We start from the raw sequence: 25922 nt of genomic DNA on the forward strand, positions 1-25922 counted from the left end.
GTTCGACAGTTCGAGATCCAGACAGCCCTGCCAGGCGTCAGATACGCAGACGAGTCAGAACCCCGCGACACACCAAGGCAATCACCGATACGCCCTCTGCGAGGGCTACTCGATCAGCATGACTAGCACGCCGGTCGAGCAGCGGCCTTCATGCTGGTCGAGTAGCCGCGAAGCGGCGTATCGAGACCCACCCGCCAGAACCCGCACCCCCGAGAGGAGCCCCGATGATCCGCCTCCTCCTCCTCCGCCTCGGCGGCGCGCTCGTGGTGCTCTGGGCGGTCGCGACGGCCGTGTTCTTCCTCATCCGCCTCATCCCCGGCGACCCGGCGCAGGCGATCCTCGGCGGCCCCGGCTCGCAGGCGTCGCCGGAGGCGCTCGCCGCGGTCCGCGAGCAGTACGGCCTCGACCAGCCGCTGCTCGTGCAGTACCTCACCCAGCTCGGCCGCCTCGCCCGCGGCGACCTCGGCACCTCGTACTCCCTGCGCACCCCCGTCGCCGACCTGCTCGCCCAGCAGCTGCCCGGCACCCTCCTGCTCGCCGCACTCGCGCTCACCCTCGCCTGGATCCTCGCCCTCGCCACCGCGCTCTGGTCCACCCGCGGCGGCCGGGTCGCCGCCGCGATCGGCTCCGGCCTCGAGCTGACCGCCGCCGCCCTCCCGCACTTCTGGCTCGCGACCGTGCTGATCGCCGTCTTCGCGACCGCGCTGCGCTGGTTCCCGCCGGTCAGCACCGGCTCCGCGAACGGACTCGTGCTGCCCGCGCTGACCCTCGCGATCCCGCTCGCCGGCTTCCTCGGCCAGGTGATGCGCCGCTCCCTCCTCGACGCGCTGGAGTCGCCGTTCGTGCTCGCGGCCCGCGCCCGAGGCGAGGGCGAGCTCGGCATCCGGCTCCGGCACGCGCTCCGGCACGCGGTGCTGCCGGGCGTCTCGCTCTCGGGCTGGGCGTTCGGCTACCTGATCGGCGGTGCGGTGGTGGTCGAGACGATCTTCGCCCGGCCCGGCCTCGGCCGGACGCTGCTGGCCGCGGTGACCGTCCGCGACGTGCCCGTCGTCACCGGCGTGGTGCTCGTCACCGCCCTCGCCTACATCGTCGTCACCCTCGCCACGGACCTCGTCGCCCGCCTCGTCGACCCGCGCCTCGCCGCCGCCCGCCCGCAGGAGGCCCGCGCATGAGCGAGCTCGAGCTGCGCGCCGCACGCCCTGCGCGCCGGGCCGCCGGCCGCCTCCGCGTCGGCGAGCTGCTCGCCCTCGCCTTCGTCGTCCTCCTGCTGCTCGCGGCCGTCGCCCCCGGCGTCCTCGCCCCCTTCGACCCGCTCGCCATCGCCCCGCGCGACGCGTTCGACCCGCCCTCCGCCGTGCACCTCCTCGGCACCGACGAGTCCGGTCGCGACGTCCTGAGCCGCCTGATCTCCGGCGCCGGAGCCTCCCTCCTGATCGGCGTCAGCGCCACCGCCATCGGTCTCGTGCTCGGCGCCGTGCTGGGCGTCGCCGCGGCGTTCGGCGGCCGCTTCGTCGACGGAGTGATCGGCCGGGTCCTCGAGGTGCTCTTCGCCTTCCCGGCACTGCTGCTCGCGCTGCTGGTCATCGTGGTCACCGGCCCCGGAGTCGTCCCCGCGACGGTCGCGGTCGGCCTCTCGACCGCGCCCGGCTACGCGCGCATCCTGCGGACCCAGCTGCTCGGCATCCGCGACTCCGGCTACGTCGAGGCGGCGCGGGTGCTCGGCCACTCCGCGCCGCGGATCCTGCTCGCGCACGTCCTGCCGAACACCTTCGGCCCGCTCGCGGTGCTGGCGACGCTCGGCGTCGGCCAGGCGATCGTCTGGGCGTCGGCGCTGAGCTACCTGGGCCTTGGTGCCGAGCCGCCGGCGCCGGAGTGGGGCGCGATGCTCTCCGCGGGCCGCACCTACCTCTCGAGCGCCTGGTGGCTGACGGTGTTCCCGGGCCTCGCGATCGTGCTGACCACGCTCGCGACGACGGTGCTCGGCGGCCGACTGCGGGGTGCACGATGAGCGCCGGGCTCGCGGGCAGTGCCGCCGTGGTGGAGGACCTCCGCGTCGCCTTCGACGGCGTCGAGGCCGTGCACGGGGTGTCCTTCCGGATCGAGCCGGGGGAGTGCGTCGCGATCGTCGGCGAGTCCGGCTCGGGCAAGAGCGTCACCGCGCGGGCGCTCCTGGGTCTGAGCGGGGGAGCGGCGACCGGCAGCGTCCGGGTCGGCGACCAGGAGGTGATCGGCGCGGGCGCGCGGACGCTGCGCCGCCTCCGCGGTGCCGGCGTCGGCTTCGTGCCGCAGGACGCACTGCTCTCCCTCGATCCGCTGCGCCCGATCGGCCGCGAGATCGGCGACGTGCTGCGCCTGCACTCCCGGCTGTCCGCGGCGGAGGCGTCGGCGCGGGTGGCCGAGGTGCTCGCGAGCGTCGGCATGCCCGACCCGGAGGAGCGGATGCGCGACCGCTCCGGCGAGCTCTCCGGCGGACTCCGCCAGCGCGCACTGCTGGCCGCCGCGATCGCGCTCGACCCGCCGCTGCTGGTGGCCGACGAGCCGACCACCGCCCTCGACGTCACCGTGCAGGCGCGGGTGCTCGAGCTGTTCGCCGAGCAGAAGGCGCGCGGCCGGGCGCTGCTGCTGGTCTCCCACGACCTCGCCGTCGTCGCCGGGCTCGCCGACCGGATCCTGGTGCTCGCGGACGGCCGGGTGGTCGAGGACGGCCCGGCGAAGCGGGTGCTGCGCGCGCCGGAGTCGGTCCAGGCGCGGACGCTCGTCGCCGCGGTCCCGGCCGGGCGGCCGCGCGGCTCGCGGCTGACCGACCCCGAGGCACCCGTCGTCCCGCCCGCGCCGCCCGGCGAGCTGCTGCTGCGGGCGACAGACCTCGTCACCCGCTTCCCCCGTCCCGGCGGCGGCACCCGCACCGCCGTCGACGGCGTCGGCCTCGAGCTGCGCCGCGGCGAGACGCTCGGGCTCGTCGGCGAGTCCGGCTCGGGCAAGAGCACGGTCGCCCGGCTGCTGCTCGCGTTGCGCCGCCCGGATGTCGGTTCGGTCGAGTTCGACGGCGGCCCGTGGTCGGCGGCGACCGAGCGGGCGCGGCGACCGCTCCGCCCGCGGATCGGCGCGATCTACCAGGACAGCCTGTCGTCCTTCGACCCGCGCTGGAGCGTCGGCAGGCTGCTGCGCGACGCGGGCGCGGAGTCGGTGCCGGCCCTGCTCGAGAGCGTCGGCCTCGCCGCGTCGCTGGAACGGCGCTCCCCGCGCACCCTCTCCGGCGGCCAGCGCCAGCGCGTCTCGATCGCGCGCGCCCTGGCCACCCGCCCCGATGTCCTGATCTGCGACGAGCCGGTCTCGGCCCTCGACGTCTCGGTCCAGGCGCAGATCCTCGACCTGCTCGACGACCTCCAGCGCCGCCACGGCCTCGCCCTGCTGCTGATCTCGCACGACCTCGGCGTCATCGCGCACATGAGCGACCGCATCGCCGTCATGCGCGACGGCCGCCTCGTCGAGTCCGGCCCGGCCGCCGCCGTCCTCGGCGCCCCGCGCGAGGACTACACCCGCCGCCTCCTGGCCGCCGCCCCCCGCCTCGACCGCGGCTGACCCCTTCGCCCGCGCACGACGTCGGCCCGTGCATGCTGGTCGAGTAGCCCCGCAGGGGCGTATCGAGACCCGCGCACCCCAAGGACGTCGGCCTCTTCCCCGCCCTGCGATGGCGCCGGAGGCGCCCCCTCCGCTCGATAGGGCCCGCTCCGCGGGCTGCTCGATCAGCAGAGAGGCGGTCGAACGGTGGGGAGCGCTCGGGCGCTGCAGAACATCAGCTGAGAAGGGGTGGCCTCCGCTGTCAGGGGAGGGACCCTGCTCTCAGCTGATGTTGTGCGCACCGACTGCCGGTCGAGGAGCCCGCAGGGGCGCAGCGCGACCCGCCGTCACCAGCGGAGTGGGTCTGCGTGCTGGAGTTCTGCCGACGGTGGGTCTGCTTGGAAGAGACGCCCGCACACATGCTGGTCGAGTAGCCCCGCAGGGGCGTATCGAGACCCACGTCCTCCGGCAGTGGTGCTGCATGCGGGCGGATCTCGATACGCCCGCTGCGCGGGCTACTCGATCAGCATGGGTCGCCCGCCCGCCGCTCCCCAGGTCGCCTCCGCCGCCCCCGCCCGCCGCACCGGTGCCCCCGCAGGGCATCCCTCCCCAGGCCCCGGCGCCGTAGCGTGACTGGCATGACGAACGACCCCGAGGCGCGCGACTTCCTGACCTCCCGCCGGGCCCGGCTGACCCCCGAGCAGGTCGAGCTGCCCGCCGGCGGCAACCGCCGCGTGCCGGGCCTGCGCCGCAGCGAGGTGGCCCAGCTGGCCGGCGTGAGCATCGAGTACTACTCGAGGCTCGAGCGCGGCGACCTCCGCGGCGCGTCCGAGTCGGTGCTGACGGCGCTCGCCGACGCCCTGCGCCTCGACCGCGCCGAGCGCGAGCACCTCTTCGATCTCGCCCGCACCGCCGAGCGCTCGCCGCTGCGCTCCCGCCGGCGCGCGCCCGCCGCCGTCCGGCCGAGCATGCGGCTCGCGGTCGAGTCGATCACCTCGGCCCCCGCCTTCGTCCGCAACGGCCGGCTCGACGTCCTGGTCGAGAACGACCTGTTCCGCGCGCTCTACGCCGACCTCTACGCGCTCCCGGAGCGCCCGGTCAACCTCGCCCGCTTCGCTTTCCTGCAGCGCGAGCTGGCGGAGGCGTTCTACCCGGTCTGGAGCACCGCCGCCGACATCACCGTCGGCATCCTCCGCACCGAGGCCGGCCGCGCCCCGCACGACGCCGACCTCCAGGCCCTCGTCGGCGAGCTCTCCACGCGGAGCGACGAGTTCCGCACCCGCTGGGGCGCCCACGAGGTGCGCCACCACGCCAGCGGCAGCAAGTTCTTCCACCACCCGATCGTCGGCGACCTGCACCTCAGCTACGAGGCGTTCGAGCCGCTCGGCGACCCCGGCCTCGACTTCCTCATCTACAGCGCCGAGCCGGGCTCGCCGAGCGACGACGCCCTGAAGCTGCTCGCGAGCTGGTCCGCGACCCAGGCCGCAGACACCCCCGCCGCGCACCCCGCCCCCGCCGACAGGACCGCCCCCGCCGACAGGACCGCCCCCGCCGACAGGACCGCCGAGTGAACCGCCGCACCACCCTCCTCTTCGCGATCGCGGGCGGCGTCGCCGTCGGCAACCTCTACTGGGCCCAGCCGCTGCTCGACTTCCTCGCCACCGACCTCGGCACGAGCACCGGATCCGCGGGCTGGCTCGTCACCGCGACGCAGCTCGGCTACGCCCTCGGCGTGCTCCTCTTCGTCCCGCTCGGCGACGTGCTCGACCGCCGCGTCCTCGTCCCCGCCGCGATGCTCTGCGCCTCCCTCGCCCTGCTCGCCTGCGCACTCGCCCCGACCTTCGCCGTGCTCGTCGCCACCCTCGCGCTCGTCGGCCTGACCACCGTCGCCGGCCAGATCCTCGCCCCGCTCGCGGGCGACCTCGCCGACGACGCCACCCGCGGCAGGGTCGTCGGCACCGTCGTCTCGGGCATCCTGACCGGCATCCTCGTCTCACGCACGATCAGCGGCCTCATCGCCCAGGCCGCCGGCTGGCGCACCGTCTACGTGGTCGCGGCGGTCGCGGGCGTCGTGCTCGCGGTCCTGCTCGCCCGGGCGATCCCGTCGCTCCCGCCGCGCACCCGCCTGCGCTACCCGGCCCTGATCGCCTCTGTCTTCGCGATCGTCCGCCGCGAGCGCTCGGTGCGCTGGAGCCTCGCCCTCGGCGGCACGTCCTTCGCCGTCTTCACGATGTTCTGGACGTCCCTGACCTTCCTGCTCAGCGCCCCGCCGTTCTCCTTCGACGTCGGCACGATCGGCCTCTTCGGCCTGATCGGCCTCGCCGGCGCGATCGCCGCGCAGCGCGCCGGGCACCTGCACGACCGCGGCCTGGCGCTCCCGGCGATCGGCGTCGCCTGGGCGGCGGTGCTGCTGTCCTTCGTGATCGCGGGCGTCGGAGGCGGCTCGATCGTGGCCGTGATCGTCGCGATCCTGGTGCTCGACATCGCGATCCAGGGCCACAACATCCTGGTCCAGTCGCGGATGTTCCAGGTCGACCCGTCGGCGCGCAGCCGGCTGAACACCGCGTTCGTCACGACCAACTTCGTCTGCGGCGCGCTCGGCTCGGCCCTCGCGTCCTTCCTCTGGACCCACGGCGGCTGGGGCGCGGTCTGCATCGCCGGCGCCGTGCTGAGCGGCTTCGCGCTCACGGTCTGGCTGCTCGGCCGCCGCTCGGCCCTGGTGCTCCCCGCGGCGCAGCCGGCGGTCTGAGCGCGGCGGTCGGACCCTCGATCCCGTGGGCGTCTCAGCCCAGCCGGTACGCCTCGTCGTCTCCGCTCGTCGAGGTCGGACCGGCACCACCCGGCGAGCGGCCGGCGCGCGAGCGAGGCCCTGCCGGAACGTGTACCGCCAGGGCCTGTCCCGCGCGCCGACCCCGGCCTAGCGTGGCGACGGAGGCGGACGCCCGGCCCGCCGCCACCGCGGAAGAAGGACCCTCATGAACATCGAACCGACGACCCCCACCGTCAAGAACCCGCCCGAGCAGTTCGCCGGCGACGTCTGGCTCGACACCATCGTCGTGCCGCACGACGCCGACCAGCGCACCACGATGGCCCGGGTGCGCTTCGCCCCCGGCGCCCGCACCGCCTGGCACTCGCACGCCCGCGGCCAGTACCTGCACGTGACCTCGGGCGTCGCCCGCTTCGGCGGCCGCGACGGCACGATCCTCGAGGTGCACGCCGGCCAGACCCTCTACACCCCGCCCGGCGAGGAGCACTGGCACGCCTCCGCGCCCGGCGTCTTCATGGAGCACCTCGCCGTGCTCGAGGCCGCCGACGACCCGGCCACGACGACGGCCTGGGCCGAGCACATCACCGACGCTGACTACGACGGCAGCGCAGCCGAGGGGCGCTGACGCCCGCAGAACCTCAGCTGAGACGCCTCTTCATCGCCCATCGGCGATGAGCCGCACGCTCAGCCGATGCTCTGCAGCGGCAGGCCCCGGGGTGCTACTCGTAGCGCAGCGACTGCACCGGATCCGCCCGTGCCGCCCGCGCGGCCGGCAGCGTCCCCGCCACGAACGCGATCAGCATCACCACGAGCACCACCGTCAGGATCGACACCGGGTCGAACGCGATCAGGGTCAGCCCGGGCAGGTCCGAGAGCAGCGAGCCCGAGAGCACCCCGCTCAGCCCGGTCCCCGCCACCACCGCCAGCAGCGCGCCGATCGCGCTGCCGAGGAAGCCGATGAACGCCGCCTCGATGCTGAAGAGCGCGAACACCCGCCCGCTGCCCATCCCCATCGCCTTCATCAGACCGATCTCGCGGGTCCGCTCCTGCACGCTCATCAGCAGCGTGTTGACGATGCCGAAGCTCGCCGCCAGCAGCGCGATCACCGCGAAGGCGTTGAGCACCAGCACGATCCCGTCGACGACGGCCTTGATCGTGCCCAGCTGGTCCGCGACCGTGGTGCCGGTGTAGCCGGCGTCCGCGAGGCGGTCCTTGAGCGCGGTGACCTGCTCGTCGTCCGCCGCCGCGTCGAAGCGCACGCTCGCCTGGGCGAAGCGGTCGACCTGATCCGCCGGCACGCCGACGCTCTGCGTCGTGAACAGCGCGTCGGTGAGCGCGTCGTTCGTGACGAGGCCCCCGCCCGCTCCCGCGATGCTCTCCTCCGCGACGCCGACGATCGTCGCCTCGACCACGTGCGGCGTCCGCTGCGCGTCGGTGATGCCGATCGACAGCGTCGTCCCGACGGCCGCCGCGTCGTCCGCGAAGCCGAGCGGCTCGACGTACGACACCGGCAGCACCGCCTGGAGCTGCGTCGACGCGTCGTCGAGGGCGGCCCCCGCGGCGAGCTGGACGGTCTGCCCCTCCACGAGGCTGCCGATCCCGATCACGTACTTCGCGCCGTCGTCGCCGGCCGCCACGTAGTCGGCCGAGATCGACTTCACCGCCTGCACGTCGAGCACGCCCTCGACTCCGGCGAGCGTGTCGAGGTCGGCCGGGGTCAGCGCGACGACGGTCTGCCCGGGAGGCCCCGCCGCCCCGCTCGCGACCGCGTCCGGGTCGTACTCGACCGGCCCGGAGCCGAGGCCCGTCGCCGACTCGGAGGTCTTCGACACGGTCATCACGTCCGAGGCGCCGACCCCGTCGACCGTGTCGTCGATGTAGGCGTTGATGCCGGTGCCGAGCCCGTTGGTGAGGGTCAGGGTGAACGCGCCGACGAAGATCGCGAGGATCGTCAGGAGCGTGCGCGTCCGGGAGCGGAAGGTGTTGGCGATCGCGGTCCCGATCAGGTCGACGGCCTTCATGCGGCCACCGCCGCGGAGTCCTCGACCAGCAGGCCGTCGCGGATCATCAGGCGCCGGTCGCAGCGCGCGGCCAGCTCCTCGTCGTGGGTGACCACGATCAGGGTGATGCCGTTCTCGCGGTTGAGCGCGAAGAGGATGTCCTCGACCACCCCGCCGGTCGTCGTGTCCAGATTGCCGGTCGGCTCGTCCGCGAACAGGATGCGCGGGTTGTTGACGAGCGCGCGGGCGATGACCGTCCGCTGCTTCTGCCCGCCGGAGAGGTCGACGGCCCTGCTGCCGGCCTTGTCGTCGAGCTCGAGCTGGGCCAGCGCGGCGAGGCCGCGGCGCTTGCGCTCCGCCCGGCCGATCCCGGCGATCTTCATCGGCAGCACCACGTTGTCGAGCACCGACGCGTTCGGCGTGAGGAAGAACTGCTGGAACACGAAGCCGAAGGTGCGGTTGCGGGTGACGTCGAGCCGGCGCCCCTTGAGCGTGCTCGTGTCCACTCCCTCGAGCTCGACCACGCCGGTGCTGGGGGCGTCGAGCAGCGCGAGCAGGTGCATCAGGGTCGACTTGCCCGAGCCGCTCTTGCCGACGATGGCGACGCTCTCGCCCTCCTGGATGTCGAAGCTCACGCCCTTCAGCGCCTCGAAGCGGTTCTGGCCTCGGCCGTACGACCTGCGGACGTCTCTCACCGAGATGATGGGCGTGCTCATGGGACTCCCTCCGCCGCCCGGCGGGTTCCGGAGCGGCCCCTCCAGCCTGAGCGGCGCCGCCCGATCGCGCGTCCCTCGCAGGGTGTCCCCGCCGTACCGCGGTCGCAGTAGGCGGAGCACCGCAGCGGGGTGACGCCGCCGCGCGCGCACTCCGCCAGGATGTGGGGATGACGCCGCGGATGCAGGCCCACCCGCGGCTGCGGTCCCGGCTCGGCGACGCCCTCGCGGCCGCGATCATCGTCGCCGCGGCGTTCGCGCCGTTCCAGGGGTCCGCTCAGCGGCCCTCGGGCCTGCTCGAGTTCGCGATCGTGCTCGCGCCGGCGGTCCTGCTGCCGCTGCGGCGGCGCCGGCCGATCCCGGTGCTCGCGGCGATCGTCGTGCTGTCCGCCGCCGCGGCGGTCCTCGGCCTGCTCGCGCCGGGCGTCGTCCTCGCGACGGCGATCGCGATGTTCGCGGTGACGAACCGCAGCTCCCGCCGGGTCGGTCTCGTCGTGACCGGGGTCACGGTGGTCGCGGTGGTGCTCCTGAGCGTCGTCGGCGCGGCGGTGAGCCCGCTCGACGCCCGGGCGGTGCAGTACGCCGTCACGGTGCTCTTCGCGGCGGCCGCCGGCGACGCGACGCGCTCGCGCCGGGAGTACATCGTCGCGGTGACGGAGCGGGCGGAGCGGGCCGAGCAGACCCGGGAGTCGGAGGCGCGGCGCCGCGTCAGCGAGGAGCGGCTGCGCATCGCCCGCGACCTGCACGACGCCGTCGCGCATCAGATCTCGGTGATCAGCCTCAACGCCGGGGTCGCGAGCTCCGCCCTCGACTCCCGGCCCGAGAAGGCGCGCGAGGCGCTCAGCACCATCCGCAGCGCGGCCCGCTCGGTCCTCGGCGAGATCGGCGACCTCCTCGAGGTCCTCCGCACCGACGAGGCGGCCGGCACGGCGCCGCAGCCCGGCCTCGACCGGCTCGACGAGCTCGTCCGCCGCTTCGGCGAGGACGGTCTGCAGGTCACCGTCCGCACCGAGGGCGCGCTCGACCGAGTCCAGGGGGCGGTCGATCTCGTCGCCTACCGCGTGGTTCAGGAGGGACTCACCAACGCCCACAAGCACGGCGCCGAGCACCGCGCGCACGTCCTCGTCGCGGTGTCGGACGAGCGCGTCGAGATCGTCGTGGCGAACCCGGTCGCGGCCGTCGCGGGTCCGGACCCCGAGCGCGGCAGCGGGCACGGACTGCTCGGACTCCGGGAGCGCGTGGCCTCCGTCCGCGGCACGGTGGTGACGGGAGCGACACCGGGCGGCTACCGGGTGGCGGCGTCGCTGCCGCTGCCGCAGTCCGCGGTCGTTCCGTCGGCGTCGCTCCCGCAGTCACCTTCGACCCCGCCGACGCCGACCCCGCCGACGTCGACCCCAGGGGAGGCCCCGCGATGACCACCGTCCTCGTCGTCGACGACCAGCCCCTGATCCGCCAGGCCGTCACCGACATCCTGAGCAGCGAGAGCGGCATCGAGGTCGTCGGCGAGGCGCGCACCGGCCGCGAGGCGGTCGAGCTGGCGACCCGCCTGCGCCCGGACGTCGTCCTGATGGACATCCGCATGCCCGAGCTCGACGGCATCGGCGCCACCGCCCTGATCTGCGCCGACCCGGAGCTCGCGGCGACGAAGGTCCTGATCCTCACGACCTTCGAGGAGGACGAGTACCTGATCGCCGCCCTGCGCGCGGGTGCCGGCGGCTTCCTCGGCAAGGGCGCCGAGCCGGAGGAGATCGCCGCCGCCGTCCGCGCCGTGCACGCGGGCGACAGCCTCCTCTCGCCCGCTGCGACCCGCAGCCTGATCACCCGCTACGTCCTCGCGCCCCAGGCGTCGCCGCCGCTCGTCGAGCCGCCGGAGTTCGCCCAGCTGACCGACCGCGAGCGCGAGGTCCTGCTGCTCGTCGCGCGCGGCCGCTCCAACCAGGAGATCGCGGACGACCTCGTCATCTCCCCGCACACCGCCAAGACCCACGTCAACCGCATCATGACCAAGCTCTCGGCCCACGACCGCGCCCAGCTCGTGATCGCCGCCTACGAGAGCGGCCTGCTGACCCCCGGCGCCTGAGGCGCCCGCCGAGGCGTCCTCGAACCGTCGAGGCGTCCCGCAGCACCGGGACGCCTCGACGGGAGCGGGACGTCTCGCGCGCGCGTCACGCCGGAGGCGGCACGCTCACGATGCGGTCGTCCGCCTCGCCCGGCGACCCGCGGCCGTCCGTGTTGCTCGTCACGAACCACAGGTCGCCGTCCGGAGCCGCCACAGCGTCGCGCAGCCGGCCGTACTCGCCGACGGCGTAGTCGGTCGAGACCGACGGATCCGCGACCGGCACCGCGCGCAGCACCTCGCCGCGCAGGTTCGCCAGATAGAGCACGCCGTCCAGCTCGGTCATCCCGCTCGGGCTGGCCGCGCCCGGCTCCCACTGCTGCACCGGATCGACGAAGCCGTCCTCGCCGGCGATCCCCTCGACCTCGGGCCAGCCGTAGTTCGCGCCGGGCTCGATCACGTTCAGCTCGTCCCAGGTGTCCTGCCCGAACTCGCTCGCGAAGAGCGTGCCGTCCTCCGCCCAGGTGAGGCCCTGCGGATTGCGGTGGCCGCTGCTCCAGACCAGCGACCCTGGGTGCGGGTTGTCGTCGGGCACGGCGCCGTCGAGCGTCATCCGGAGGATCTTCCCGGAGAGCTGGCCGAGGTCCTGCGCCGCCTCGCGCCGCCCGGCGTCGCCGACGGTCGCGTAGAGCATCCCGTCGGGGCCGATCGCGATCCGCCCGCCGTCGTGGGTGCGCGCGGCCGGGATCCCGTCGAGGATCGTCTCCGGCTCGCCGAGCGCGTACGACCCGGCCTCGCCCTCGAGCGCGAACCGCTGGATCCGGTTGCCGTCGGCCGCGGTCGAGTAGGCGAACAGCGTCCGTCCGTCGACGGCCAGCCCGAGCAGCCCGCTCTCGCCCTCGGCGACCACGCCGTCGACGACGCCCACCTCGCGCGCCTCGCCGTCGTCCGCCAGCTCGAGCACCCGTCCGCTGTCCCGCTCGCTGACGAGCGCCGTGCCGTCGTCGACGAAGGCGACCGACCACGGCGCCTCGAGCCCCTCCGCGACACTGCTCGCGCCGACGAGCTCGCGCGCCTCGGGGCCGGGAGCGGCCGGAGTCGTGCTGCAGGAGGCGAGCCCCACGCCGAGCGCGAGCGTCGCGCCGACGAGGGCCGAGCGGAGGACGGTACCGGTCATCCCCCCAGGCTGCCCGCCCAACCTTCGAGAGTTCTCACTTTCCTGCTGGTCGATCAGCCCCGAAGGGGCGTATCGAGACCCGCGCTCCGCCGGACGGTGGCCGCATGATCGCCCCGATCCACCGCCACCGCTAGCACCCCGACGGATCCCGCGCACCCCCACCGCATGTCGGACCCGCGGCGTAGCGTTGCAGAGGTGATGCGCCCCCAGATCAGCACCCTCGGCCAGCTGCGCGCCTCCGGGCACGCGCAGAAGACCCTCCGCACCGAGATCCGCGACAACCTCCTCGACGCCCTCCGCGAGGGCCGCGACCCCTGGCCCGGCCTGCACGGCTTCCAGGACACCGTCATCCCCCAGGTCGAGCGGGCGGTGATCGCCGGGCACGACATCGTGCTCCTCGGCGAGCGCGGCCAGGGCAAGACCCGCCTCCTCCGCACGCTCAACGGCCTGCTCGACGAGTGGACCCCCGTCATCGACGGCTCCGAGCTCGGCGAGCACCCGTACGAGCCGATCACCTCGATCAGCAGGCGTCGGGCGGAGGAGCTCGGCGACGAGCTGCCCGTCGCCTGGCGCAGCCGCGAGGAGCGCTACGTCGAGAAGCTGGCCACGCCGGACACGAGCGTCGCCGACCTCATCGGCGACGTCGACCCGATGAAGGTGGCCGAGGGCCGCAGCCTCGGCGACCCGGAGACCATCCACTTCGGCCTCATCCCGCGCAGCCACCGCGGCATCGTCGCGATCAACGAGCTGCCCGACCTCGCCGAGCGCATCCAGGTCGCGATGCTCAACGTGATGGAGGAGCGCGACATCCAGATCCGCGGCTACGTCCTGCGGCTCCCGCTCGACGTCCTCGTCGTCGCCAGCGCCAACCCCGAGGACTACACGAACCGCGGCCGGATCATCACCCCGCTGAAGGACCGCTTCGGCGCCGAGATCCGCACCCACTACCCGACCGCGCTCGTCGACGAGATCGCCGTGATCCGCCAGGAGGCCGACCTCGTCGCCACCGTCCCGGACGCGCTGATCGAGATCCTCGCCCGCTTCACCCGGGCGCTGCGCGAGTCGTCCTCGGTCGACCAGCGCAGCGGAGTGAGCGCCCGCTTCGCCATCGCCGGCGCCGAGACCATCGCCGCCGCCGCACTGCACCGGGCCACGCGCCGCGGTGAGGAGGAGGCTGTCGCGCGCCCGATCGACCTCGAGACCGCGGTCGACGTCCTCGGCGGCAAGATCGAGTTCGAGTCGGGCGAGGAGGGCCGCGAGGACGAGATCCTCGACCACCTCCTCCGCCAGGCCACCGCCGAGACGGTCCGCGCGCACCTCCGCGGACTCGACCTCACCCCGCTCGTCACCGCAGTGGAGAACGGTGCGATGATCACCACCGGCGAGCAGGTGACGGCCGAGGAGTTCCTCGCGGCCCTGCCCGTCCTCGGCGAGTCGACCCTCTACGACGACATCGCCGACCGCCTCGAGGCCGTCGGCGCGGGCCGCCGTGCGGGCGCCGTCGAGCTCGCCCTCGAGGGCCTCTACCTCTCCCGCAAGCTCAGCAAGGAGACGGGCGGGGGCGAGGCCGTCTATGGCTGAGCCGCTGGTCATCGGCCTCCCGCAGCCCGCCGGACGCCCGCTGACCGGAGGGCCCGCAGGTGCCTAGGGGCAACCGCCGGCTGGGGCGCGACGCCCGCTACTCCCGCTACGACGGCGGTCCCGACCCGCTCGCCCCGCCCGTCGACCTGGCCGAGGCGCTCGACGCCATCGGCGAGGACGTCATGGCGGGCACCTCGCCCGAGCGCGCGATGCGCGAGTTCCTCCGCCGCGGCGGTCGCGACGGCCAGGGTCTCGACGACCTCGCCGCCCGCGTCGCCGAGCGCCGGCGCGAGCTGACGCAGAAGCACGGACTCGACGGCACCCTCCGCGAGGTCCGCGAGCTGCTCGACCGCGCCGTCCTCGCCGAGCGCAAGCAGCTCGCCCGCGACACGCAGATGGACGACGGCGACCGCGCCCTCGCCGAGATCCAGCTCGACAGCCTGCCGCCCTCGCCCGCCGCCGCGGTGTCCGAGCTCTCGGACTACCGCTGGCAGAGCCCGGAGGCGCGCGCCGACTTCGAGAAGATCAAGGAGCTGCTCGGCGCCGAGATGCTCGAGCAGCGCTTCGAGGGCATGAAGCAGGCCCTGCAGAACGCGAGCGACGAGGATCGCGCGGCGATCGACGCGATGCTCCGCGACCTCAACCAGCTCCTCGAGGCGCACGCCCGCGGCGAGGACACCCCCGAGCAGTTCGACGCCTTCATGGCGCAGCACGGCGAGTACTTCCCCGAGCGGCCCGAGACCGTCGACGAGCTGATCGACGCCCTGGCGGCCCGCGCCGCTGCAGCCCAGCGGATGCGCAACTCGATGACGCAGCAGCAGCGCGACGAGCTCGACGCCCTCGCCCAGCAGGCCTTCGGCACCCCCGAGCTGATGCAGTCGCTCGGGCAGCTGGACGAGACCCTGCGGGGCCTGCGCCCCGGCGAGGACTGGGGCGGCTCCGAGCGGATGGACGGCGAGCAGGGCCTCGGCCTCGGCGACGGCACCGGAGTCTTCCAGGAGCTCGCCGACCTCGACGCGCTCGCCGACCAGCTCGCGCAGCCGCACGAGCGCTCGAACCTCGACGACCTCGACCTCGATCTGCTGGCCCGCCGCCTCGGCGACGACGCGGCGGTCGACGCGCAGACCCTCAAGCGCCTCGAGAAGGCGCTGCGCGACTCCGGCACCCTGCGCCGCGGCTCGGACGGCGCCCTCACCCTCACTCCGAAGGCCATGCGCCAGCTCGGCAAGGCCCTGCTGCGCGACATCGCCGACACGATCTCCGGCCGGCAGGGCGCGCGCGACGTGCGCCGTGCGGGCGCCGCGGGCGAGCGCTCCGGCGCGACCCGGCAGTGGGAGTTCGGCGACACCGAGGCCTGGGACGTCACCCGCACCCTCACCAACGCGCTCACCCGCACCGCGGGCGACGGCCGGGAGACCGGCTCCGGCGTCCGGATCGAGATCGGCGACGTCGAGGTGCAGGAGACGGAGGCGCGGACCCAGGCCTGCGTCGCCCTCCTCGTCGACACCTCGTTCTCGATGGCGATGGACGGCCGCTGGGTGCCGATGAAGCGCACCGCGCTCGCCCTGCACACCCTGATCTCGAGCCGGTTCCGCGGCGACGAGCTGCAGCTGATCGCGTTCGGCCGCCAGGCCGAGGTGATGGAGGTCGAGCAGCTCGTCGGCCTCGACGCGGAGTGGGAGAAGGGCACCAACCTGCACCACGCCCTGCTGCTGGCCAACCGGCACTTCCGCAAGCACCCGAGTGCGCAGCCGGTCCTGCTGATCGTCACCGACGGCGAGCCGACCGCGCACCTCGAGCCGGACGGGCAGATCTACTTCGACTACCCGCCGGACCCGGTGACCGTCGCCGTCTCCGTCCGCGAGCTCGACGCCTCCACCCGCCTCGGCGCGCACACCACGTTCTTCCGGCTCGGCGACGACCCGGGGCTCGCCCGCTTCATCGACTCGCTGGCCCGCCGCGTCGGCGGCTCGGTCGTGAACCCCGAGGCGGACGACCTCGGTGCGGCCGTCGTGTCGTCGTACCTCGGTGCGCGCGGGGCGGCTCCCGGCGGGCGACCGCCCGGCGACGAGCTGTTCGGCCGCGGCTGGGGCTTCTAGAGCGTCGGGTGTCCGGTCGCCCGGTGCTCCCGAGCGCCCGGATCGCCGTCCGCGGCTAGAACAGCGGCCACGGCACGGCGGGCATGCTGCCGCGCGGTGCCGGGAAGCGGCCGGAGGAGCGGAGCCGGTCGCAGCGCTTGGCGAACGTCGCGATCTCCTCGTCCAGCAGCAGCTCGGACAGCGCCGCGCCGAGCGGCCCGTCGATCGCCGAGCGCAGCCGCTTCAGCGCCGAGAGCTCGTCGCCGGTCAGCGGCTCGCCGACCCAGCCCCAGAGCACCGTCCGCAGCTTGTGCTCCACGTGGAAGGTCAGCCCGTGGTCGACGCCGTAGCGGTGGCCGCCCGGCATCTCGAGCACGTGACCGCCCTTGCGGTCCGCGTTGTTGACCACGACGTCGAAGACGGCCATCCGCCGCAGCGCCGCCGAGTCCTCGTGCACGAGCGAGATGTCGCGGTCCTCGGCGTCGCTGCCGTCGAGGACGTGCCGCCAGCCCTCGGGCACCGCGTCCGCCGGCACCAGGTCGACGGCGTCCTGCTCCGGATCGATGTCCTGCCAGAGCTGCACCATGCCGACGCCCAGCGGACCCTCGCGGAGCCAGGTGCGCGGCACGACGTTCCAGCCCAGCGCCTCCGAGGCGAGGTAGGCCGAGACCTCGCGGCCCGCGAGCTGCCCGTCCGGGAAGTCCCAGAGCGGCTTCTCGCCGGCGACCGGCTTGTAGACGACGGAGGTGCCGCCGATGCTGCCGAGGAACGTCGCGTTCGAGGCGACCGTGATCCGGCCGGTGAGCTCCAGCTCGCCGCTCTGCAGCTCGGAGTCGGCGGGCAGCTCGATGCCGGGCTGCTCCGCGCCGGGCAGCTCGTGCTCGGCGGCCGGCTCGGACGCGTCGGTCATGTGAGCGGGCAGTCGTGCCCGTCGGGGTCCATCGGCTCGCCGCAGCGCGGGCAGAGCGGACGGCCGGCGCCGACGATCTCGAGCGTGCGCTTGGCGAAGGCGCGGGCGGTGCCGACCGGGATGCGCACCTGCAGCATCTCGTCGGGCAGCGTGGGGGAGTCGTCGATGCTGAGGTCGTCCTCGTCGTCGCCCTCGACCACCGGGTACGCCTCGATGACGACCTGCGCCGTCGACGGGTCCCAGCCGAGGCTGAGGCTGCCGACGCGGAACTCGGCCGCGACCGGCTGGTCGAGCGGCTCGTTGTCGACGAGCTCGGGAGGCGTGCCGGGCGGCACGCTCGCCGGGTTGCCCTCGGCGGACATCAGCTGGTCGAGGATCTCGTCGATCTTCTCCGCGAGCAGCGCCGACTGCTGCTTCTCCAGCCCGACGCTGACGACGCGCGGCCCGGTCCGGGCCTGCAGGTAGAAGGAGCGGGAGCCGGGGGAGCCGATCGTCCCCACGACGACGCGGTCCGGCCAGTCGAATCCGTGCACGATGGGCATGCCCCCAGTCTACGAGCGCCCGCCTGACCCACCCCTGCACGCCGCCGCAGCCGCCCTTGCGGGCGCCGCCCCTTCCACTGACCGAGCATCGGCCGCGTCTGCAGGTGGTCGGTCTCGATACGGCGCTCCGCGCCTACTCGACCCCCATGTGCCCGCAGCGGGCGCCTTTCATGCTGATCGAGTAGCCCGCGCAGCGGGCGTATCGAGATCCACCCCGCACAACATCAGCTGAGAGCGGTGTCCCTCCCCCCACAGCCGAGGCCCACCCCTCTCAGCTGATGTTCTGCGCCGCTACTCGTGCCCCGCCCCGCCCCCGACCGGCGCCTCGGCCTCGGCCGGCGCCGGCGCCCGCAGCCAGCCCAGGTCGCCGGCCTCCGTGTTCATCGCGATCACGTCCGGCCGCCCCGCGCCGTAGCGGATGATCGACACCGACGCCGGCCCGACCGACAGCCGCTGGAAGAGATCGAGGTGCATGCCGAGCGCGTCGGCCAGCACCGCCTTGATGATGTCGCCGTGGCTGACCGCCGCCCACACCGCGTTCGCCCCGTGCTCCGCCGCGACCGCCGCGTCGTGCCGTCGGATCGCCGCGACCGAGCGCGCCTGCATCCCTGCGAGCCCCTCACCCCCCGGGAACACCGCCGCCGACGGCTGGTTCTGCACGACCGCCCACATCGGCTCCTTGGCGAGGTCCCGGAGCGAGCGCCCCTGCCACTCGCCGTAGTCGCACTCGGTGATCCCCTTCTCGATCGGCGTCGCGGGCGAGCCGTCCTGCCGTTCGAGCAGGTACCGCGCCGTCTGCCGGCAGCGCTCGAGCGGACTCGACACGACCGCGGCGAGCGGGACCGCGGCCAGCCGTTCCCCGGTGCGCGCGGCCTGCGTGCGCCCGACGTCGTCGAGCCGGACCCCGGCGGTGCGTCCGGCGAGGATCCCGGCGGTGTTGGCCGTGGTGCGCCCGTGACGGACGAGAAGGAGCGTGGGCATGCGGCTCAGCCTAGACACGCCCCCTCTGCGCCTCCTCAGGAGCCCGACCCACCTCCGGCTCGCTGTCCCACCTCCGGCTCGCCGACTCCGCCGATTCCCGCGAGCCGAGCGCGTTCCGACGAGCCGAAGGCCCCCGCGAACCACCTCCGGCTCGTGATCCGTCTCCGGCTCGCAGATTCGGCTCATCCCCGCGAGCCGGAGTCGTACCGACGAGCCGGAGGTGCCGAGCCCTGACCTACGGCTCGCGGTTCCACCCCCGGCTCGCGGAACCCGCCGGTTCGAGCGAGCCGAGCGCGGTTCGACGAGCCCGACACACCCGGAGTCACCTCCGGCTCGCGATCACCGCTTCGGCTCGCCGTATCCGCCGATTCCAGCGAGCCCGGCGGGTACCTACGAGCCGAAGGTCCTCCGCCCGGCTGCCGGCCACTCCTCCCCGCGATTGATGCCGCGCAATCGGACCCTCGCTACCGTTGAGGAGCGGCCGCCCACCGCGGCCCCGTGAACACAGGCACCGAAGGGACTCCCATGGACGGGACGAACGGCACGACGCCCATTGGCACCCCGCAGCACGCGACCGGCACCCCGCAGCACGCGACCGACTCCCCGCAGGACGGCGTCGATCGGCACGACGCGACCGCGGCCGTCGCGAGCCCGAGCACCGCGACCCCGAGCACCGCGACCCCCGCCCCCGCCTGGGCGGCCCCCGATGCCACCGGCCGCCAGGACGAGATCGCCCTCCGCATCCGCGGCCTCCGCAAGCGCTTCGGCGACAAGGAGGCCGTCGCCGGCATCGACCTCGACGTGCCGGCCGGCTCCTTCTTCGGCCTCGTCGGCCCCAACGGCGCAGGCAAGACGACCACCCTCTCGATGGCGACCGCCCTGCTCCGCCCCGACGCGGGCACCGTCACCATCCACGACGTCGACGTCTGGCAGGACACCCTCGAGGCCAAGCGGCTGATCGGCGTGCTCGCCGACGGCGTCAAGCTCTTCGACCGCCTCACCGGCCTGCAGCTGATCACCTACTACGGCCTGCTCTGCGGCATCGACCGCCCGACCGTCCTCGAGCGCGCCGACGACCTGCTCGCCCTGCTCGGCCTCGACCCCGCCGACCGCACCCTCGTCGTCGACTACTCCGCCGGAATGACCAAGAAGATCGCGCTCGCCTGCGCCCTCGTCCGCGCCCCGCGGCTGCTGGTGCTCGACGAGCCCTTCGAGTCCGTCGACCCGGTCTCCGCCGCGAACATCCGCGACATCCTCACCGGCTACGTCGCCTCCGGCGGCACCGTCATCGTCTCCAGCCACTCGATGGACCTCGTCGAGCGGATGTGCGACCGCGTCGCGGTCATCGCCGACGGCCGGGTCCTCGCCGCCGGAACGCTGGAGGAGGTCCGCGCCGGCTCCAGCCTCGAGGAGCGCTTCGTCGACCTCGTCGGCGGCCGCACCCACCAGGAGGGCCCGGCATGGTTGCGCATCTCCTGAGGCTGCGCCTGCTGCTGCTGCGCAATACGCTCACCCGCAACGTCTGGCAGCTGATCGGTGTGATCTTCGGCGGGCTCTACGCGGTCGGCGTGCTCGGCGTCGTGGTCGTCGGGCTGATCGCGCTCGGCGCCTCCGACCCGGCGTTCGCGAACGTCGCCCTGATCCTCGGCGGCTCCGCGCTGCTGCTGGGCTGGGTCCTCGGTCCGATCTTCGTCTCCGGCTCGGACCAGAGCCTGGATCTGCCGACCCTGGCGACCTTCCCGATCCCGCTCCGGACGCTGATGCTCGGCCTCGCCGCCGCGGGCCTCGCGGGCTTCCCCGGGATCGTCACCTCGCTGGCCGCGCTCGCCTCCGCGGCGGCCTGGTGGAGCAACCCCGTCGGCATCCTCCCCGGCCTCGTCTCGGCGGTCGTCGGCGTCGCCACCTGCGTCGTCGCCTCGCGCCTCATCGGCGCGCTGACCACCGGCCTCGGCTCGAGCCGCCGCTACCGCGAGGTGATCGGCGGCGTCGTCCTGGTCGTCGTGATCCTGCTCGGACCGCTGTTCATCGGACTGACGAACGTGATCAGCGACGGCCTCGACACGCTCCCCGTCGTCGCCTCGGCCCTCGGCTGGTCGCCGCTCGGGGCGATCTGGGGCGTCCCCGGCGCGATCGTCGCGGGGGAGTGGGCGGTCGCCGTCGGCCGCTTCGCGATCGGAGTCGCCACCCTCGCCGCCGTGGTCTGGCTCTGGGCCCGGGCACTGCGGCACGCACTGGCCGAGCCGGCCGCGTCCTCCTCCCAGGCCGCCTCGGGCGCGCAGGGCATCGGTCTCCTCGGCCGCTTCCCCGGCACCCCGACCGGCGCGATCGCCGCGCGGGCCCTCGGCTACTGGTGGCGCGACCCGCGCTACAGCCGCGGCCTGCTGGTGATCCCCGCGGTCGTCGTGCTGGCCGTCTTCTACAGCGCGCTGCAGGGCGGCGGCTCGATGCTGGTCGTCCTCTCCTCCCTCTTCATCGCGCTGATCTTCGGCGTGACCCTCTGCGCCGACGTCTCCTACGACGGCACCGCCTGGGCCGCGCACGTCAGCTCCGGAGTCGCCGGCTCGGCCGACCGCGCCGGCCGCGTCATCGCCGCCGGCCTCATCGGCGTGCCGGCCGTGCTGATCGTCACCGTCGGCACCTGCCTCTACGCCGGGCGGGCGGAGTCGATCCCCGCGGTCCTCGGGATGTCGCTCGCGCTGGTGCTCAGCGGCTTCGGCGTCTCGAGCGTCGCGTCCGCGCTGGTCGTCTACCCCGTGCCGGCCCCCGGCGACAGCCCGCTGAAGACGCCGCCCGGCTCCGGGATGATCTCGAGCGTCGTGATGCTCGGCAGCATGGGTGCGACCGCCCTGCTCTCGCTGCCCTCGCTGATCCTCGGCACGATCTCGCTGGTCGGCGGCAGCCTCGGCTTCGGTCTCGGCGCGCTCGCCGCCGCCGTGGTCCTCGGCGCCGTGCTCGCCCTGGTCGGCGTCCGCGTCGGCGGCCGCATCCTCGACCGTCGCGCCCCGGAACTGCTGTCCGCCCTGGTGACCATCGGCTGACCCGGGCGCCCCGCCCCCGCCCCGTCCCCACCCCTCTCCACAAGTTGCGGTAGTCGCGCCCCACTACCGCAACTTCTGGGGAGTCGCGCGGCCTCCGCGCTCCGGCCCGGGCGGGGACGTGTCGACTACGCGAAAGTTGCGGTAGCCGCCGTCGACTACTGCAACTTCTGGAGGGTCGCGCAGCCGCGCGGGCACGGACCACCCCTCTCACCTCTCCCGCCCTCCAGAAGTTGTCGTACTCGCGCGCCCAGTACGACGACTTCCGAGCACCCGCCGACCTTCCGTGGCCCGCGCGCTGTGTATTCGGTCGAGTACGCGAAAGTTGCGGTACTCGGCGTCGACTACCTCAACTTCCGGAGGGTCGCGCGTCCGCGGGCACGGACGGACGGCCGCGGCCCTCCCGCCCTCCAGAAGTTGTCGTACTCGCGCGCCCAGTACGACGACTTCTGCGCACTCGCCGACCTCCCGAGGCCCGCGCGCTGCGAGTCGGTCGAGTACGCGAAAGTTGCGGTACTCGCCGTCGACTACCGCAACTTGTGGAGGGGCGCGAAGCCGGGCGGGCGCCCGGGACCATGGAGACGCGTCGAGTACGCAGTAGTTGCGGTAGTCGCCGTCGACCACCGCAACTTCTGGAGGGTCGCGCGGTCGCGCGGGCGCGGACCGGGCGAGCGGCCGAGAGCGGCCCGGCCGGCGCGGCAGGATGGGGGCATGCGCAGCCTCGAAGTCCTCCTCGACCCGGAGTCGGAGGCCCGGATCCGCGGCCAGTGGGAGGCGCTCGAGGCGGCCGGCATCCCGAGCCTCGCGCTGCACACGTCCGCCAGCAACCGCCCGCACCTCACCCTCCTCGCCGGCCCCGAGCTGGCACCGCCGCCGCCCGGCGCGCTCGGCGAGCTCCCGGCGACCGTCGAGCTCGGCGCCGTGCTGCTGTTCCCGCACGCCGACCGCTTCGTGCTGGCCTGGGGAGCCGTCCGCTCGCCCGCCTTCGACGCCCTGCACGCCCGCGCGACCGAGCTGATGCCCGGCGCCGTGCCCACCTCGCTGCCCGAGTCCTGGACCCCGCACATCAGCGTGTCCCGCCGCCTCCGCGCCGAGCAGCTCGGCCGGGCCGTCCCCCTCCTCGGCGAGCCCTTCCCCGTCGGCCTCGCGAGCATCCGCTTCTGGGACGGCGACACCAAGACCATCACCGACCTCTGACCCCGCCGGTCTCCCGCCGACCCCTAGCCCCGCCCGCCCGCTTCCCGTCGATCTCCGGCTCGCGATTCGACCTCCGGCTCGTGGGATCGACCGGTTCCTGCGTGCCGAAGGTGCTTCCGCGTGCCGAAGCCGCGTACCGCCCATCTCCGGCTCGTGATTCCACCTCCGGCTCGTGGAATCGACCGGTTCCTGCGTGCCGAAGGTGCTTCCGCGTGCCGAAGCCGCGTACCGCCGACCTCCGGCTCGTGATTCCACCTCCGGCTCGTGGAATCGACCGGTTCCTGCGTGCCGAAGGTGCTTCCGCGTGCCGAAGCCGAGTACCGCCCATCTCCGGCTCGTGATTCCACCTCCGGCTCGTGGAATCGACCGATTCCCGCGTGCCCGAGGCCGTTCCGCGAGCCGAAGGCACCCCGGCGCCCGCCATTCCGCTCGCCCGTCCCTCCTCCCCAGCCCCGCACCTGCCGCGACCCTCCCCAGAACGCCGCTCGCCCGGGGCCGCGTCGGAGGCGGCGGGTAGAGTTCCACGGGTGACTGAGCCGACCGCGACCGCCCTCTCGACCGCCGAGCGCCCCACCGCGGACGCCCCGGAAGGCTCCTCCGCCGCGGCCCAGGAGATCCTCGAGCGGGTCTTCGGCTACGGCTCGTTCCGCGGCGAGCAGCAGGCCATCGTCGAGCAGGTCATCGGCGGCGGCGACGCGGTCGTGCTGATGCCCACGGGCGGCGGCAAGTCGCTCTGTTACCAGATCCCCTCGATCGTCCGGCCCGGCACCGGCGTCGTCGTCTCGCCGCTGATCGCCCTGATGCAGGATCAGGTCGACGCCCTGCGCGCGAACGGCGTCCGCGCCGAGTTCCTCAACTCCACCCAGGACATGGGCGAGCGCCAGCGCGTCGAGCGCGCCTACCTCGACGGCGAGCTCGACCTCCTCTACGTCGCCCCCGAGCGCCTCGGCAACGAGGGCACCAAGCAGTTCCTCGCCCGCGGCCGCATCGCCCTGTTCGCGATCGACGAGGCGCACTGCGTGAGCCAGTGGGGCCACGACTTCCGCCCCGACTACCTCGCCCTCGGCGAGCTGGCCGAGCGCTGGCCCGACGTCCCGCGCATCGCCCTCACCGCGACCGCCACCGAGGCGACCCACCGCGAGATCACCACCCGCCTGCACCTCGGCGCGGCCCGCCACTTCATCTCCAGCTTCGACCGCCCCAACATCCAGTACCGGATCGTCAACAAGGTCGAGCCGCGCAAGCAGCTGATCGACTTCCTCAAGCGCGAGCACGCCGACGACGCGGGCATCGTCTACGCGCTCTCCCGCAAGAGCGTGGAGGCGACGGCCGAGGCCCTGCGCGCGGCCGGCTTCGACGCGGTCGCGTACCACGCGGGTCTCGACGCCCGGGTCCGGGCCGCCGCGCAGTCGCGCTTCCTCCGCGAGGAGGGCGTCATCGTCTGCGCCACCATCGCCTTCGGCATGGGCATCGACAAGCCCGACGTCCGCTTCGTGGCGCACATCGACCTGCCGAAGTCGGTCGAGGGCTACTACCAGGAGACGGGTCGCGCCGGTCGCGACGGCCTGCCCTCCACCGCCTGGCTCGCCTACGGCCTGCAGGACGTCGTCCAGCAGCGCCGGATGATCGACGAGTCCCCGGGCGACCTCGCGCACCGTCGGCGGATGTCCGCGCACCTCGACGCGATGCTCGCCCTCTCCGAGACGGTGCAGTGCCGCCGGGTGAACCTCCTCGCCTACTTCGGCCAGGAGAGCACCCCCTGCGGCAACTGCGACACCTGCCTCGAGCCGCCGGCCTCGTGGGACGGCACTGTCGCCGCGCAGAAGTTCCTCTCGACGGTGGTGCGGCTCAAGCGCGAGCGCAACCAGCAGTTCGGCGCCGGCCACATCATCGACATCCTCCGCGGCAAGACCACTCCGCGGACGACCCAGCACAAGCACGACTCCATCGCCACCTGGGGGATCGGCACCGATCTCAGCGACACCCAGTGGCGCGGAGTCGCCCGCCAGCTCCTCGCGCAGAGCCTGCTCGGCGTGAACGACGACGGCTTCGGGACGCTCGTGCTGACCCCCGAGTCGGCGTCGGTGCTGAGCGGCGAGCGCAAGGTCGAGCTGCGGCAGGAGCCGGAGCGCCCCGCGCGCTCGAGCGGCTCGTCGCGCTCCGGCCGCTCCACCGTGTCCGACCTCTCTGCCGAGGCGCAGCCCCTGTTCGAGCGGCTCCGGGAGTGGCGCGTCGCCCAGGCCCGCGCGCAGTCGGTCCCGGCCTACGTCGTCTTCAACGATGCGACCCTCCGCGAGATCGCGACGGTCGAGCCGACCACGATCGACGCCCTCAGCGTCATCGGCGGCGTCGGCCAGAAGAAGCTGATCACCTACGGTGCGGCGGTGCTCGCCGTCGTCGCCGGCGAGACTCCGGAGATCGCGGAGCCCGACGCGAACCAGGAGGCTGCCCCGGCGAGGCGCCAGCCCGCAGCGCGGTCGACGGCCGGCCGGTCGTCCGGCGCCCGCCCGTCCTTCGGCGGCGAGCGGTCCGGCCCGCCCGTGTCCTCCGCCCCGCCGGAGGACGACTGGGTCCCGCCGGAGGAGCCCGACGAGGACCCCGGCTGGGACACCTACTGAGCCCACCGCGGAGCTGAGCCCACCGCGGAGCTGAGCCCACCGCGGAGCTGAGCCCACCGCGGAGCTGAGCCCGCGGCGCAGCTGAGCCGGCGGCGGCGCGGGGCCGCGGTCGGCCTGAGTCCGGCTGCTCAGCTCCCCGAGCCGACCGTCGCCATCCAGCCGCCGACCACGGTGCAGCCGAACGACAGCGCGAGCCCCGCGATCGGCACCCAGAACGCGATCCGCCGCCGCACCAGCAGCACGATGGAGACTGCGACAGCCGCGAGGAACGGCACCCACACCCCGCCGGCCGCGACGAGCACGCCCCAGCCGATCAGGTCGCCGTCGCAGTCGTTCGAGCCCCCGCAGGCGTCGCTCGCCATCGCGAAGAACAGTCCGAAGTAGGACAGCAGAAGCGTCGCCCCGAGCGCGCACAGGATCAGCACCATCGTCAGCACGAGGTCCCAGACCCGCACCGGGCGCCGCTGCCGGGCCGCAGTCCACGGTGTGCCGGGCCCCGAGGGCCGCGCCGACTCCAGTGCCTGCACCGCCTCCATCGAGGTGGGCGGCCGCCAGTCCGGCCGGCTCTCGCGACGGGGCGGCGGGGGCGGAGGCAGCTGCGGCTCGCTCATGCCCCGAGCCTAGCCACGCCCCACCCGCCAACCCCAGGGCTCCGACATGCTGGTCGAGTAGCCGCCGCAGGCGGCGTATCGAGACCCACCCTCCT

Annotated in this window: 21 protein-coding genes; 14 read left to right on the forward strand and 7 right to left on the reverse strand. The window is 74.1% G+C overall.

The genetic code is table 11. The features are described 5' to 3' along the window. Positions 1–224 precede the first annotated feature (224 nt). From EDF45_RS13320 to EDF45_RS13345, 6 genes are all read left to right on the forward strand, one after another. Positions 225–1172, forward strand: a complete 948-nt coding sequence (locus tag EDF45_RS13320; RefSeq protein WP_123736581.1) for an ABC transporter permease — start codon at positions 225–227, stop codon at positions 1170–1172. Further along, entirely contained in the window at positions 1169–2008 is an 840-nt protein-coding gene (locus tag EDF45_RS13325; RefSeq protein ID WP_123736582.1) for an ABC transporter permease, read from the forward strand. Before EDF45_RS13320 ends, EDF45_RS13325 begins: the two co-directional genes overlap by 4 nt. Beyond that, a complete protein-coding gene (locus EDF45_RS13330) occupies positions 2005–3582 on the forward strand; it encodes an ABC transporter ATP-binding protein (protein ID WP_123736583.1) in 1578 nt (525 codons plus the stop codon). Before EDF45_RS13325 ends, EDF45_RS13330 begins: the two co-directional genes overlap by 4 nt. A 617-nt stretch (positions 3583–4199) precedes the next feature. After that, positions 4200–5132 (forward strand): helix-turn-helix transcriptional regulator, encoded by a 933-nt coding sequence (locus EDF45_RS13335; protein ID WP_123736584.1) that lies wholly within the window; start codon positions 4200–4202, stop codon positions 5130–5132. Beyond that, positions 5129–6310, forward strand: a complete 1182-nt coding sequence (locus tag EDF45_RS13340; protein WP_123736585.1) for an MFS transporter — start codon at positions 5129–5131, stop codon at positions 6308–6310. Before EDF45_RS13335 ends, EDF45_RS13340 begins: the two co-directional genes overlap by 4 nt. Positions 6311–6536: 226 nt before the next feature. Beyond that, positions 6537–6953: a cupin domain-containing protein gene (locus EDF45_RS13345; protein WP_123736586.1), complete on the forward strand. Its 417-nt coding sequence runs from the start codon at positions 6537–6539 to the stop codon at positions 6951–6953. A gap of 94 nt (positions 6954–7047) precedes the next feature. On the opposite strand, the gene EDF45_RS13350 is transcribed toward EDF45_RS13345, so the two are convergent. After that, on the reverse strand, positions 7048–8349 hold the full coding sequence (locus EDF45_RS13350) for an ABC transporter permease (protein WP_123736587.1): 1302 nt from the start codon (positions 8347–8349) through the stop codon (positions 7048–7050). Beyond that, complete coding sequence (locus tag EDF45_RS13355; protein WP_123446839.1) at positions 8346–9044, reverse strand: ABC transporter ATP-binding protein; 699 nt, start codon at positions 9042–9044, stop codon at positions 8346–8348. The genes EDF45_RS13350 and EDF45_RS13355 overlap by 4 nt, the downstream gene beginning before the upstream one ends. A 167-nt stretch (positions 9045–9211) precedes the next feature. On the opposite strand from EDF45_RS13355, the gene EDF45_RS13360 reads away from it, so the two are divergent. After that, positions 9212–10456 carry a sensor histidine kinase gene (locus EDF45_RS13360; RefSeq protein WP_123736588.1) on the forward strand — a complete coding sequence of 415 codons (1245 nt, stop codon included), beginning with the start codon at positions 9212–9214 and terminating at the stop codon, positions 10454–10456. Further along, positions 10453–11121, forward strand: a complete 669-nt coding sequence (locus EDF45_RS13365; protein ID WP_123736589.1) for a response regulator transcription factor — start codon at positions 10453–10455, stop codon at positions 11119–11121. The genes EDF45_RS13360 and EDF45_RS13365 overlap by 4 nt, the downstream gene beginning before the upstream one ends. Before the next feature lie 85 nt (positions 11122–11206). On the opposite strand, the gene EDF45_RS13370 is transcribed toward EDF45_RS13365, so the two are convergent. Next, positions 11207–12274 carry a sorbosone dehydrogenase family protein gene (locus tag EDF45_RS13370; RefSeq protein ID WP_123736590.1) on the reverse strand — a complete coding sequence of 356 codons (1068 nt, stop codon included), beginning with the start codon at positions 12272–12274 and terminating at the stop codon, positions 11207–11209. A 198-nt stretch (positions 12275–12472) separates the two neighbouring features. Between EDF45_RS13370 and EDF45_RS13375 the strand changes: the two genes are divergently transcribed. Both EDF45_RS13375 and EDF45_RS13380 read left to right on the forward strand, forming a co-directional pair. Then, complete coding sequence (locus EDF45_RS13375; RefSeq protein ID WP_123736591.1) at positions 12473–13855, forward strand: magnesium chelatase; 1383 nt, start codon at positions 12473–12475, stop codon at positions 13853–13855. A 59-nt stretch (positions 13856–13914) separates the two neighbouring features. Next, entirely contained in the window at positions 13915–15954 is a 2040-nt protein-coding gene (locus EDF45_RS13380) for a VWA domain-containing protein (protein WP_123736592.1), read from the forward strand. A gap of 55 nt (positions 15955–16009) precedes the next feature. Here the strand turns inward: EDF45_RS13380 and EDF45_RS13385 are convergent, their stop codons facing one another. The 3 genes from EDF45_RS13385 to EDF45_RS13395 all read right to left on the reverse strand — a co-directional run bounded on the left by EDF45_RS13385 (position 16010) and on the right by EDF45_RS13395 (position 18366). Further along, positions 16010–16777: an SCO1664 family protein gene (locus EDF45_RS13385; RefSeq protein ID WP_221180947.1), complete on the reverse strand. Its 768-nt coding sequence runs from the start codon at positions 16775–16777 to the stop codon at positions 16010–16012. A gap of 62 nt (positions 16778–16839) precedes the next feature. After that, complete coding sequence (locus tag EDF45_RS13390; protein WP_123732666.1) at positions 16840–17385, reverse strand: DUF3090 domain-containing protein; 546 nt, start codon at positions 17383–17385, stop codon at positions 16840–16842. A 291-nt stretch (positions 17386–17676) separates the two neighbouring features. Beyond that, the gene (locus EDF45_RS13395) at positions 17677–18366 is read right to left on the reverse strand and encodes a histidine phosphatase family protein (RefSeq protein ID WP_123736594.1); all 690 of its coding nucleotides are present in this window, start codon (positions 18364–18366) and stop codon (positions 17677–17679) included. A gap of 525 nt (positions 18367–18891) precedes the next feature. Here EDF45_RS13395 and EDF45_RS13400 point away from each other — a divergent pair. The 4 genes from EDF45_RS13400 (at position 18892) to recQ (ending at position 25216) form a co-directional block, all read left to right on the forward strand. Further along, positions 18892–19845 carry an ABC transporter ATP-binding protein gene (locus EDF45_RS13400; RefSeq protein ID WP_123736595.1) on the forward strand — a complete coding sequence of 318 codons (954 nt, stop codon included), beginning with the start codon at positions 18892–18894 and terminating at the stop codon, positions 19843–19845. Then, entirely contained in the window at positions 19827–21404 is a 1578-nt protein-coding gene (locus EDF45_RS13405) for a transporter (protein ID WP_123736596.1), read from the forward strand. Before EDF45_RS13400 ends, EDF45_RS13405 begins: the two co-directional genes overlap by 19 nt. A gap of 708 nt (positions 21405–22112) precedes the next feature. After that, a complete protein-coding gene (locus EDF45_RS13410; RefSeq protein WP_123736597.1) occupies positions 22113–22598 on the forward strand; it encodes a 2'-5' RNA ligase family protein in 486 nt (161 codons plus the stop codon). 527 nt (positions 22599–23125) lie between these two features. Beyond that, positions 23126–25216 carry a DNA helicase RecQ gene (gene recQ / locus EDF45_RS13415; RefSeq protein ID WP_185020187.1) on the forward strand — a complete coding sequence of 697 codons (2091 nt, stop codon included), beginning with the start codon at positions 23126–23128 and terminating at the stop codon, positions 25214–25216. 128 nt (positions 25217–25344) lie between these two features. On the opposite strand, the gene EDF45_RS13420 is transcribed toward recQ, so the two are convergent. Then, positions 25345–25827, reverse strand: coding sequence for a DUF6264 family protein (locus EDF45_RS13420; RefSeq protein WP_148060286.1), 483 nt, complete (start codon positions 25825–25827; stop codon positions 25345–25347). Positions 25828–25922: the final 95 nt, after the last annotated feature.

The sequence above is a fragment of the Rathayibacter sp. PhB186 genome, from assembly GCF_003751825.1.
GTDB classification, from domain to species: Bacteria; Actinomycetota; Actinomycetes; order Actinomycetales; family Microbacteriaceae; genus Rathayibacter; species Rathayibacter festucae.

Bases quoted from the DNA above. Each gene is read 5' to 3' on its own strand.
- EDF45_RS13365 (WP_123736589.1), top strand. From the start codon at position 10,453: ATGACCACCGTCCTCGTCGTCGACGACCAGCCCCTGATCCGCCAGGCC.
- EDF45_RS13400 (WP_123736595.1), top strand. From the start codon at position 18,892: ATGGACGGGACGAACGGCACGACGCCCATTGGCACCCCGCAGCACGCG.
- EDF45_RS13395 (WP_123736594.1), bottom strand. From the start codon at position 18,366: ATGCCCACGCTCCTTCTCGTCCGTCACGGGCGCACCACGGCCAACACC.
- EDF45_RS13355 (WP_123446839.1), bottom strand. From the start codon at position 9,044: ATGAGCACGCCCATCATCTCGGTGAGAGACGTCCGCAGGTCGTACGGC.
- EDF45_RS13350 (WP_123736587.1), bottom strand. From the start codon at position 8,349: ATGAAGGCCGTCGACCTGATCGGGACCGCGATCGCCAACACCTTCCGC.
- EDF45_RS13335 (WP_123736584.1), top strand. From the start codon at position 4,200: ATGACGAACGACCCCGAGGCGCGCGACTTCCTGACCTCCCGCCGGGCC.
- EDF45_RS13325 (WP_123736582.1), top strand. From the start codon at position 1,169: ATGAGCGAGCTCGAGCTGCGCGCCGCACGCCCTGCGCGCCGGGCCGCC.
- EDF45_RS13360 (WP_123736588.1), top strand. From the start codon at position 9,212: ATGACGCCGCGGATGCAGGCCCACCCGCGGCTGCGGTCCCGGCTCGGC.
- EDF45_RS13320 (WP_123736581.1), top strand. From the start codon at position 225: ATGATCCGCCTCCTCCTCCTCCGCCTCGGCGGCGCGCTCGTGGTGCTC.
- EDF45_RS13330 (WP_123736583.1), top strand. From the start codon at position 2,005: ATGAGCGCCGGGCTCGCGGGCAGTGCCGCCGTGGTGGAGGACCTCCGC.
- EDF45_RS13390 (WP_123732666.1), bottom strand. From the start codon at position 17,385: ATGCCCATCGTGCACGGATTCGACTGGCCGGACCGCGTCGTCGTGGGG.
- EDF45_RS13405 (WP_123736596.1), top strand. From the start codon at position 19,827: ATGGTTGCGCATCTCCTGAGGCTGCGCCTGCTGCTGCTGCGCAATACG.
- EDF45_RS13410 (WP_123736597.1), top strand. From the start codon at position 22,113: ATGCGCAGCCTCGAAGTCCTCCTCGACCCGGAGTCGGAGGCCCGGATC.
- EDF45_RS13375 (WP_123736591.1), top strand. From the start codon at position 12,473: ATGCGCCCCCAGATCAGCACCCTCGGCCAGCTGCGCGCCTCCGGGCAC.
- EDF45_RS13420 (WP_148060286.1), bottom strand. From the start codon at position 25,827: ATGAGCGAGCCGCAGCTGCCTCCGCCCCCGCCGCCCCGTCGCGAGAGC.
- EDF45_RS13370 (WP_123736590.1), bottom strand. From the start codon at position 12,274: ATGACCGGTACCGTCCTCCGCTCGGCCCTCGTCGGCGCGACGCTCGCG.
- EDF45_RS13345 (WP_123736586.1), top strand. From the start codon at position 6,537: ATGAACATCGAACCGACGACCCCCACCGTCAAGAACCCGCCCGAGCAG.